This window comes from Streptomyces sp. NPDC037288, from assembly GCF_055603265.1.
The window spans coordinates 1-9,869 of record NZ_JBVJVY010000094.1; the positions used below are offsets into that span (position 1 = coordinate 1).

The 9,869-nt window shown below is 69.1% G+C and carries 9 protein-coding genes and 2 pseudogenes; 6 read left to right on the plus strand and 5 right to left on the minus strand.

The genetic code is table 11. The features are described from left to right. The 3 genes and pseudogenes from ACZ7GZ_RS40750 to ACZ7GZ_RS40760 all read right to left on the minus strand — a co-directional run. Positions 1 to 197, minus strand: a pseudogene (locus ACZ7GZ_RS40750) (helix-turn-helix domain-containing protein); the annotation flags it as partial. A 28-nt stretch (positions 198 to 225) separates the two neighbouring features. After that, positions 226 to 429 (minus strand): annotated as a pseudogene (locus ACZ7GZ_RS40755) (IS110 family transposase); the annotation flags it as partial. 243 nt (positions 430 to 672) lie between these two features. After that, positions 673 to 1,326 (minus strand): DUF4360 domain-containing protein, encoded by a 654-nt coding sequence (locus tag ACZ7GZ_RS40760; protein WP_471032586.1) that lies wholly within the window; start codon positions 1,324 to 1,326, stop codon positions 673 to 675. A gap of 466 nt (positions 1,327 to 1,792) precedes the next feature. On the opposite strand from ACZ7GZ_RS40760, the gene ACZ7GZ_RS40765 reads away from it, so the two are divergent. The 4 genes from ACZ7GZ_RS40765 (at position 1,793) to ACZ7GZ_RS40780 (ending at position 5,618) form a co-directional block, all read left to right on the plus strand. After that, the gene (locus tag ACZ7GZ_RS40765; RefSeq protein ID WP_471032588.1) at positions 1,793 to 2,446 is read left to right on the plus strand and encodes a DUF4360 domain-containing protein; all 654 of its coding nucleotides are present in this window, start codon (positions 1,793 to 1,795) and stop codon (positions 2,444 to 2,446) included. Between the two features lie 170 nt (positions 2,447 to 2,616). Next, the gene (locus tag ACZ7GZ_RS40770; protein WP_471032590.1) at positions 2,617 to 3,684 is read left to right on the plus strand and encodes a tyrosine-type recombinase/integrase; all 1,068 of its coding nucleotides are present in this window, start codon (positions 2,617 to 2,619) and stop codon (positions 3,682 to 3,684) included. Positions 3,685 to 3,699: 15 nt separating this feature from the next. Then, on the plus strand, positions 3,700 to 4,029 hold the full coding sequence (locus ACZ7GZ_RS40775; protein WP_471032592.1) for a helix-turn-helix domain-containing protein: 330 nt from the start codon (positions 3,700 to 3,702) through the stop codon (positions 4,027 to 4,029). Between the two features lie 473 nt (positions 4,030 to 4,502). After that, entirely contained in the window at positions 4,503 to 5,618 is a 1,116-nt protein-coding gene (locus ACZ7GZ_RS40780; RefSeq protein WP_471032594.1) for a hypothetical protein, read from the plus strand. Between the two features lie 37 nt (positions 5,619 to 5,655). Here ACZ7GZ_RS40780 and ACZ7GZ_RS40785 read toward each other — a convergent pair whose 3' ends face one another. Beyond that, on the minus strand, positions 5,656 to 8,316 hold the full coding sequence (locus tag ACZ7GZ_RS40785) for a helicase associated domain-containing protein (protein ID WP_471032596.1): 2,661 nt from the start codon (positions 8,314 to 8,316) through the stop codon (positions 5,656 to 5,658). Beyond that, positions 8,313 to 8,879 carry a hypothetical protein gene (locus ACZ7GZ_RS40790; RefSeq protein WP_471032598.1) on the minus strand — a complete coding sequence of 189 codons (567 nt, stop codon included), beginning with the start codon at positions 8,877 to 8,879 and terminating at the stop codon, positions 8,313 to 8,315. The genes ACZ7GZ_RS40785 and ACZ7GZ_RS40790 overlap by 4 nt, the downstream gene beginning before the upstream one ends. A gap of 152 nt (positions 8,880 to 9,031) precedes the next feature. Between ACZ7GZ_RS40790 and ACZ7GZ_RS40795 the strand changes: the two genes are divergently transcribed. After that, the gene (locus ACZ7GZ_RS40795; protein WP_471032600.1) at positions 9,032 to 9,325 is read left to right on the plus strand and encodes a hypothetical protein; all 294 of its coding nucleotides are present in this window, start codon (positions 9,032 to 9,034) and stop codon (positions 9,323 to 9,325) included. A 113-nt stretch (positions 9,326 to 9,438) separates the two neighbouring features. Beyond that, positions 9,439 to 9,606, plus strand: a complete 168-nt coding sequence (locus tag ACZ7GZ_RS40800; RefSeq protein ID WP_165939570.1) for a hypothetical protein — start codon at positions 9,439 to 9,441, stop codon at positions 9,604 to 9,606. The last annotated feature ends 263 nt before the right edge of the window (positions 9,607 to 9,869 follow it).

A 9,869-nucleotide genomic window follows, 5' to 3' on the forward strand; every position in this document is an offset into this window, starting at 1 on the left:
CGGCCGGCGGGTGAAGCCTGCCTCGTCCTCGAAACAGATGTAGCCCCCGCAGGCCGCCCGGGCTCTTTTACCTCGTCCCAGGTCACCTCCTTCCATGCGGTGACGGCCTGCTCGTCGCGCTCGGCGACCCGCCGCGCGGGGACCTGCGGGCTGAAGCCCAGCCGGTGCATCAATCGAGTAGCCCCCGAGACGCTGTAGACACCTCAGGCCCTCAGCTCGTCAAGCCGCCCTGGCGAGTGCGGCCGGAAAAGCTGTGTCCTCGTCGAACAGCCTGTGGTGCTGGAGGCAGCGCAGGATGTTCGCCAGCACGAGGGCATCGCCGGGATCGGACTTCTTGGGGGAGACGGAGTGCCGGTCACGGTAGCGAGCGGCGGCCATGGGATTGATCGCGAACACCTTCCGCTTGCCGGTTCGCAGCACCGCGACCAGCGGGATAAGGCCGTCGGCATGGTTCTCAGGCGCTGCCGGACGATCATCGCGGCGGGGAGCACAGGAGTCTGGCCCTCATAGAGTCAGGTCAGTTCGCCGGGAGCACGAGATCACGCCGTCTGCCCGGGCTGTAGCCAGCTTGCGCACCAGCACCAGCGGAGAGTTGGGAACACCCTGGGTGGCCGGTGGTGTCAGTACTGCCATCGCGTGTTTTCTCGGCAATTGCCTGGCCTTGACTCGGGGTCAGGGGCATTGGTTCCAGCTGAGGTGGTAGATGGTGTTGAGGCTTCCGTCGGTGGAGTCCATCGTCATGAAACTGGTCGTGGTGGCCGGGTTGGAGCTGCCGGCGCCGACGTTGAGCTGGGTGTTGATGGCTAGGTCGCGGCTTGCTCCGCAGGGGGCGTAGACGATTGACCCGACCGGAGTGGCGTCGGTGGCATGCCAGTTGTCATTCATCGGGCCGTAGAAGGGGTGGGGGATGCTGGCGGTCTGGGACTGGCCCTGGAAGTAGTAGTTCGCCCGTTCCCTGGCCCAGGCCCCGCTGGCCAGGGAGGCGTAACCGCGGTAGTCGGCCTTCGCGATGCCGTAGGTGAAGCCCTGGGGGGCATTCACCCGGACCATGATCTGGCAGTTCTTGCGGAAGTCGGTCGGTCCGGCTCCGACGCCGACCTGCGCCAGGTAGTCGCTGTATGTCACGGTGAAGGCGGTCCGGTCCGGGGCGGGGTCGACGGAGGCCGTCCCGGCCGGGCAACCGGAACCATTGACGGTCACCAACTCCACTGTGAACCACGGCGGCGTGGCGCTCGAGGAATGAGCGGTGGCAGTGGTGGCACCCGCCACCGATAACGCCAGGAGCGACGCGGTCACACCCGCTCTAGCAATTCTGCGACGAGCCATCAGGCTTCCCTTCAAGATCCGCCCAGCCTGAACCGACAGCAGGCAAAGGTCTGGGCACGAGAACGACAAGGAGGCTCACCCTAAGCTGCGCCTTCCGTACGCACAGCAACCACTTCCAGCCGACTTTCCAGGCCGTACCTACTCGTAGCCGCCTTGCTGGTGTCCTCGCGGTGGCGGCGGCCGTGTTCCTCCCGGGCGCGGTTACGGCAGAGGGCGAGGCGCCGGCCGGGGGCCTGGTCAAGGCCCGACCTGCTTGCCGGGAAGATCGCCGCCGACCTATGGGTAGCAGTCCTGGCGACACCTCAGTCATCCGGTTGCCTGTATCGGGTTGTGGTCGGCTGGAACTGTTGCTGTGTGTGTTGGATTCGTGGACCTAAGGTGATCATTCTCTGGTGCTCGTTTGTTCTCGTGCCCGGGCTGCTGTCTGCTGTCGGTTCAGCCTGGGCGGATCTTGAAGGGAAGCCCGATGGCTCGTCGCAGAATTGCTAGAGCGGGTGTGACCGCAACGCTCCTGGCATTGTCGGTGGCCGGTGCCACCACCGCCAGCGCTCGTCCCGCAGATGTACCCCCGCCTCAGTTCACCGTTGGGTTAGTGACGGTGAACGGCTCCGGCTGTCCGGCCGGGACGGCCTCTGTCACCGCCGCGCCAGACCACACCGCCTTCACCGTGACGTACAGCAACTACCTCGCCCAGGTCGGTATCGGGGCCAAGCCGACCGACTTCCGCAAGAACTGCCAGATCATGGTCCGCGTGAACGCCCCTCAAGGCTTCACCTACGGTGTCGCGTCGGCCGACTACCGCGGCTACGCTCACCTGGCCGCCGGGGCATCGGGCAAGGAGCAGGCAAACTACTACTTCCAAGGCCAGTCCCAGACCGCCACCATCCCGCACCCCTTCTACGGGCCCATGGACAACGACTGGCAGGCCAGCGACGCCACCCCTATCGGATCGATCGTCTACGCACCCTGCGGCGCGACCCGCGACCTCGCCATCAACACCCAACTCAACGTCAGCGCAGGCACCTCCAACCCGGCCACCACGACCAGTTTCATGACGATGGACTCCACCGACGGAAGCCTGACCACCGTCTACCATCTGAGCTGGCGGCGCTGCAGCTGACGGTGCCTGAGTGCGACCTCTCGGCTTGGGGTCGGTAGTGGTGTGGGGTGCGGGGTTGTTCGTAAGGCGGGAGTTGCCTTTCTCCAACTGTCTCGTTGATGACTTCGGTGGCGCGCGCAGGATTCAGGTGCTGCCTTAGCCGGGGGTCGTCGACGTGATGGTGGTGGAGTGTGGGGGAGAGGCCTTTTCTCCGGCTGGTGGAGGGCGGGCTCGCTGACTGGGGCCCCGATGCCGGCGATGCCGGACGGGCACGGGACGTGTGGGTGTTCCAGGCCGGCTGTGTCCGGGCGTTCGCCGCGACGTGGGTGGTGCGGGGGTTCGCCCCGACGACGATCGGCGCCTACACCTCCTTGCTTCCCCGGGTGCTGGCCCACTTCGACCGCCCGGTGTGGCAGATCGAGCCCGCCCACGTGGACGCGATGCTCCACACCCTGCTGCTCGCGGGCCGGACCGCGGGAACCAGACGCCGCTACCTGGACATGCTGCGCGCCTTCCACACGTTCGTACGCCTGCGCTACGTGAGTGAGATCCGCGCCCTGTACGGCACCGCCGTGGGTGATCCGCTGGACCGCTTCAACCGGCTGCGCCACGTCCGGGACGAGCCCGCGCACCGGCTGCCGCCCACCGCGGAACGCCTCACGGCCTTCTTCGCCCATGCCCGCGCCCGCCTGGCCACCGTGTCCGACTACCCGGCCGCGGCCCGGGACTACGCGCTGTGGCGCACCCTGTACCACTCCGCGCCGCGGCTGAGTGAAGCCCTCCGCCTGGAACTGTGCGACGTCCACCCCGAACTCGGCCCGTCCGGCAAGCTCCACGTGCGGTTCGGCAAGGCGGCCAACACCTCGGGACCACGCCCGAGATGGGCCCCGATGCTGGACGGCCTGGACCGGATCCTTGCCTGGTACCAGAGCGACATCCGCCCCCTGTTTCCCGATACCGCCGCACTGTTCTGCGACGCCCACGGCGCGGCGCTGAAGCCGGAAACCGTACGCGATCGCCTGGCCCGCCTTCTGGACACCGAAGGCCGCATCGAAGGTGACCAGTTCACCCCGCACGACCTGCGCCGCGCCTGCGCCACCCACCACTACGAACAGGGCATGGACCTGATCACCGTCCAGCAACTGCTTGGCCACGAGCACATCGCCTCCACCATGGCCTACGTCCGGCCCTGCCTCACCTTCGTCGAGGATGCCTGGCGCCGCGCCACGTCCCGAGCCCTGACCGGCCTGGCCGGCTGACCTCCGGGATTCCCCGTGACAACACCTCCTCTGCGTGCCGTGGAGACACCCGCCCCGCCACCGGTGGTGGAGTGGAAACTGCGCATGACCGCGGCACAGCGCGGCATCTGGACCGGCACCGAACTGCGCCGTCTCCTGGCCGAGCGCACCGGTCTCGAACTGTCCGCGGCATCGGTGTCCGCCCTCTTCACCAAACAGCCTTCCCAGGTGAAGCTGTCCACCCTGGCCGCACTGTGCGCCGCCCTCGACTGCACCCCCGGCGACCTGCTGACCCTGCCCGGATCCACCGCACCCTCAATGCCTCCGCCGCGCCCCGACCCGGTCCCCGACCGGCAGCCTCCGTAACAGCAGTCCGCGTCCCGCCACCGATCACTGCCACCGCTGTGACCGCACCCGAGCCCGCCGCGAACCCACCCGCGCCTTGTGCCGCTGCCGTACCCCGGACGGCCAGGGACACCTGCCCGGCCTGCCACCGCCTGCGCCGGCTGCGACCCGACACCGGCCGCTGCGCCTGGTGCTCACGGACCTGCGCCCTGTGCGGCGCTCCACGGCGATCCGCCCAGGACCTGTGCGCGGCCTGCCGGCACCGCTCGGAGGGCCGACGGGCACGGGGCCCGTGCCGGCACTGCGGGCGTCGGCGCACCCTCGACGCGGCGACCCGGCGCTGCCGGACCTGCACCGATCCGGCCACCGCACCGCCCCCGGCATACTGTGAACGCTGTGGCACCAGCGGCCAGTGGGCCAAGGACCTGTGTAAATGCTGCTACGAGCACTCACCGCACACCGTCATCACCCGTGCGGTCGGCTGGGCCGAGCGCATGCCTGCCGTACCACCCTGGTGGAGCGACTTTGCCGCACACCTCGCAGATCACCGCCACCCCATCTACGCGGCCGACATCGTCGCCGCCACCGCACGTCTGATCACCGCGGTCGCGACCGGCGACCCCGGAGAGCTGCTCGCGCACGCCCGCAGCAGTGCACCCGAACTCGTGGGAGCGCTCACCGATTTCTTCCGCACCCACGGCCGCCTCGCCCCGCCACCGGACCTCGCCGACCGGCGCGCAGCAGCCCGCCGCACCCGCCGCATCGGGGCCGTCCCCGGCCCACTGCGCCCCCAGGCCGCCGCCTTCGCAGATTTCCTGCTGCTCCAGCGCGAGCGAGCCCAGCAGCTCGGGCTGCGCCCGAACCGGCTGGAGACCGTTGAGATCCGTCTGGACACCATCCGGGACCTGGCCCTCCATCTTGAGGGACACAGGGCCTGGGCGAGCGTCACCACCGCAGACCTGGAGTCCTTCCTTGCCCTGGCCCCGGCCCGCCGCGCCTCCCACCTCGCGGGCATGCGTCAGTTCTTCGCTCACGCCCACTACTCCAGGGCCATCCTCCACAACCCCACGGACCCGATCACCGCCGTCCAGCAGAGGGGATTTCACGGACCCACCCTCACCCCGGCCAGGCAGCGCACCCTGTACGAACGGTGGGCCACCAACAACGACATCCACCCGCACGAGGCCTTCATCGGCCTCGCCGCTCTCCTCCACGCAGCAACCATCACCGAGCTGCGCCGGTTCACCGACGCCGACATCGACCCCGACCGCCACAGCGTCCGCTTTCCCGGTAGATCAGTGCATCTCCCACTGGACAGCGCGACGTGGAAGGCGCTGCAGCGCTGCCAGGAGCACCGGCGCCGACTCGGTACGGGCAATCGCCACCTGCTCGTCACCAGGCTCACCCGAACACACCACGGACCTGCCGGCGCCGCCCATATCCGCGACAGCCTCGCGCCCGCCGGCCTGCTGCCCCGAGTTCTGCGCTCCACACGTCTGCTTGCTCTCGCCGACGAACTCGACGCCAAGATCCTCACTGTCTCCCTGGGGATGTCCTACGCGGGAGTCGCTCACTACCGGCCCTACCCAAAGCTCACCAGACCCGTGTGACGGGCCAGACTCGATTCCCCTGTGCCCGGACTGTTCGTCACGCCCACTGCATGCCCAGTTTCCTCAGCGCTTCCAGCTGTTCCCGGGTGAGTTTGTCGCGCCTCGATTTGGTGTTCGAGACCCATACGCCCAGCTTGACGGCCACCGGCTCCGCTTCACCGTCAACCGTGATCTGTTCACTGTGGCCGCGCGGGACCGGCCGCTGGCCCTCCCGCTCGACCCACTGGGTGAGGGCGGCAAGGCCGCGCTGGAAGGCCTGCTGTGCCTTGCTCGGGCCCTTCGTCGCACGCGTGGCGGCAGGGGCCGGAGATGCCGGCTGGACGGGCTTCACGCCCAGCTTGGACAGCCGCTTCTGCTGCTCGGTGGACAGCTGCGCCCAGGTGCTCGCCTGGCGTTGCCGTGCGAGCCATCGTCCGATGTCGTCGCCGTCCATCAGCACTCCGGGGGCGATGTCGGGCAGGACACCGCCGGGTTCGTCCTCGGCGAGGTGGGCGAGGACGCGGTAGTGGCGCTGCCAGTCGAGCGGCCAGGGGCAGTCCCAGTCCGGGTCGACTGCGGTCAGTTGCTTTGCGCGCTCCGCCGCCCGCTCGGGGTCCTTGCCTAGGCCGCCCTTCCGGCGAAGGTTGGCCATGTGCTGCCCGACGGGCACCAGGCCCTCGGCCTCGCTCTCGCCCCAGAGGGCGCCCTGACGCGGGGCGAGATGCCCGGTGGCCCGCCGGTAGGAGCGCAGCGCGGCGAGTTTGTTCTCCCACGCCTCTTCGCCCGGCTCCCAGACCATCCCGGTCTCGGGAGCGTCCAGGAGCTCCTTGCGCCGCGGCTCCAGTTCCCCGGCCCGCAGTGCTTTTCGCTGCTGGTGCACCCACCTGCCCAGCGGGAAGTCCTTCGTGACGCCGACTTCGACCTCCGTGTCGTAGGGGACGGCGTAGAGGCCGGTGATGTGGTTCTCTTTCCGCCAGCGGAGGAGGGCTTGGTAGCCCTCGAGCCACACCAGGGACTCCGGCCGGTAGACCCGGGTGCGCAGGAACGCGGCGATGGTGGCGGCGTCCCGTGGAGAGGAGAAGTGGAGCAGGGCCGACTCGGCAGCGGCGTCGGTGTCGTCCTGCTCCTGGTCCTCGCCCTCGGCGCCGGCCCCGACGATCCGCCCCTCCTCATCGCGCCGGATGTGCACCTTGCGCTTGCCGTGGGTGAGGGCGCGGGAGGCGAGCTGCTCGACGAGTCGTTCATCGTGTGAGCGCAGGCCCTGAAGGACGGCTACGAGGGGGCGGAACGAGGCGCTGGCGACCATGTCGGTCGGGTCCTCGCCGGGCTCCAGGAACACGGGCACGATGATCCGCGCGACCTTCGTGGTGCCGTCGCGGTTCAACCTGAGCGCGCGGCCGATGTTCTGCACGATCTCGACCTGGGAGCCGCGGGTGTCGGCGAAGCAGACGGCTTCCACGCCTCGTTCGCCGGTGATGTCGACGCCTTCCCCGAGCACGCGAACGCTGGCGAGGAACGCGCGGTGGACCCGGCGGCCGGCGGCGTCGATGCCGTTGGCGAACTGCCGCAGTACCTCGCGCCGTTCGGACACGAGGTGGTCGCCGCACAGCCACGCCGACCACACGCGGCCCGGCGGGACGTGGCGGCCGGTCTCCAGCTCGTAGAACTCCGCGTCGATCGACGACGCGGGCAGCCGGTCCGCGGCCGCCAGGTCGTCGTCGGAGGCGTCGTTCGCGTACAACTGCGCGGCCGTCTTCGGCAGCTGCTCCGCGAAGGCCGCCGCTTCCTCCACCTTCTGGTGGAACGTCATCACGGTGCGCAGGTTGTACGCGGCGGCGTGCTCCAGGAGCGCGGTCTGCAACAGCGCCAGGCGCCGGCCCCGCTGCGCCTCCTCAGACTCCCCGAGGACCGGGGAGGGGTCGCGGATCTCCAGCACGTCGATCTCGAATCCGGCGAGGATGCCCCGCTCGATGCTCTCGCTCAGCCCGAGCTCGGCAAGCCAGGGCCCGTAGGTCTCGGAGTCCTGGCCCATCGACGCGATCTCCACCTCCTGGCCGTCCGTGCCCTTCTGAGGGCGGGGCGCGGCGAGGATGCGCGGGGTCGCGGTCAGGTACAGCCGGAAGCCGGCGGGGATGCGAGCGTTGTCGTGGATCGCGGCCCAGGGCCTGCCAAGATCACCTGCGGTTGAGTGAGCTTCGTCGACAATGGCGAGCGCGAAACCGTCCATCTGCTGTCCGTACAGCCGTTCTCCGCCCGCCAGAGCGGCCTCCAGCGGCCCACGAACCTTCCCCTGGCCCATCGGGTCGTCGAAGTCCTCGCGGTCCACCAGGGAGGCATACGTGGCGAACACGATGACCGACCCGTGCCCGCCCCACAGAGCGAGCTGGATCGGGTTGGTGGTGGTGCGCACCCCCAGCTCGTTCAGTACCGCGTCGTTCTCCAGCGAGCACACCGCCACCATGGGGGAGCGGTGCCCCACCGCCCGCCACGCCTGGGCGGTTTGCACGAGCAGGTCCAAAGTCGGCACAGTGACGAGGATCCGCCCGCCCGGGAAGCATTCCAGCGCGCATGCGGCGGCGGTGATCGTCTTGCCCGATCCGGTCGCGGACACGATCGTGCCCCGCATCCCTCCCGGGGGCACAGGTGATCTTGCAGGGAATCCGACCCATTTCTGGAACCGTGATTTCTGTTCCACCTGGTGTTCTCGGAGCTGGATCAAAAGAGTTCTCCCGGCTCGGGAAGGATTTGTGTGACGGAAGCGATCCGGTATCCGCCGCGCCCGTAGAGGCCGCCGTCTCCTCCGTGGATGGCCCAGGCTCTCGCGGCCGCTTCACCGGGTGATGCCGCCATCAGGTGGACGGCGGGGGCAGGCATGTCCGGGCTGGAGCTGCCGGCGGTGGGCCGGGCATCGATCCGGTAGACGCGGTGCCGCCGGATTTCCGGAGCCGCGACACCTGACCGCTCGGCCTCGGCCACGTCTGTCATCAACCGCTGCAGACGCCGCTCTTCGTAGCGGATGGCACGCGAGTCGCGGGAGGGCACGTACGCGGCCATCCGATCTTTCTCCATGAGACCGGCGATCCGCTCCCACTGAAGGCGCCGCAACTCCGCGATGAACACCTCGCTCAAGTGATGGGGTTCGGACGGGGCCGTCCTCGCCCTCCCGGCGCGTTCCCGAGCCAGGCAGACCTGAGCGGCTATCCGACGTTGATCGAGTCCGGCAGCTTTCGCGACCACCCCGAGCCGGGCAAGCTCATGCGGAAGATACTCGTAGATCAACACACAAACCGCTCCCCACCGGGTGTCCCTGAATTACGCCAATGCTACATGCTGCATCACATCGAAAATGCAGACGTGCGAGATTCCCCGGAAAGCCCCCGACACAAGATTCCTTCCGCCCAGATGGTCGCGGCACATCGGGGTACACGGCCCCCATGGCACCGAAGACCGAACGCATCCAGTTCCTGCAGACCGTGCGGCAGCTGCACCGCGTCCGCTCCTTCTACACCGCGGGCGTCCTGCTGTGGGCGGCATCCGCCGCCTGGACCGGCTGGCAGGCACCCGGGAGCCGGCAGATGTGGGTGTCCGTCCTCCTCCTGGCCGTCTTCACCGCTCTCCTCGCCACCGCCGACCTGTCCCTGCGGCGTCTCGCAGTCCCCCCGACAGGCCGGCCCGCGCATCACGCCGCTTCACACAAGGCAGCAAGTACCCGCCACGTCCACGCCTGAGGAGCCGTCAGCCCGCCTGCACAAGCCGGCCAGACCACTTCGGAGGCGCCGCCCATGTCTGTAGGGGCGATGGCCGGGCATACGGGCTTCACTTCCTATGAGAGGGGCTCGTCATGCTCGGCATAGTCGCGGCAGTGCTGTTCTTCATCGCGTTCCTCATCAACGCGGCCGAGATCAGCACCAATCACACGTTCTCGTCAGTCAACGTCATGCTCCTGGGGCTGACCGCACTAGCCCTGCACGTTGCGGGAATCGGCAGCACCTGGTCCCGTAGACGCTGACCCGGCGTCAAGCCCCCAGAACCCGCAGAGGCCAACCGGAGAGAAAGCCACCCCTACTGCTGCCCGGGCCGCAGGCCCGTTGACCGCCCCGCGCAGCGGGGCCGGGCTTCGCGGCGCGAAGCGCCACCCGGTGACCGGAGCGCAGCGAAGGCACCGCGTGGGGGCGCAGCCCCCACCGCTCCGGAAGCGCAGCGGACGGAGCGTCACCCGGGTTGCGCAGCAACCCGGGTGCGGTGAGCGGGGAGCGGCTACCCAGCCGGCCC

What these genes read in the sequence shown, in the direction of transcription:
- ACZ7GZ_RS40760 (WP_471032586.1), bottom strand. Translation starts at nt 1,326, where the DNA reads ATGGCTCGTCGCAGAATTGCTAGAGCGGGTGTGACCGCGTCGCTCCTG.
- ACZ7GZ_RS40780 (WP_471032594.1), top strand. Translation starts at nt 4,503, where the DNA reads ATGCCTGCCGTACCACCCTGGTGGAGCGACTTTGCCGCACACCTCGCA.
- ACZ7GZ_RS40800 (WP_165939570.1), top strand. Translation starts at nt 9,439, where the DNA reads ATGCTCGGCATAGTCGCGGCAGTGCTGTTCTTCATCGCGTTCCTCATC.
- ACZ7GZ_RS40795 (WP_471032600.1), top strand. Translation starts at nt 9,032, where the DNA reads ATGGCACCGAAGACCGAACGCATCCAGTTCCTGCAGACCGTGCGGCAG.
- ACZ7GZ_RS40765 (WP_471032588.1), top strand. Translation starts at nt 1,793, where the DNA reads ATGGCTCGTCGCAGAATTGCTAGAGCGGGTGTGACCGCAACGCTCCTG.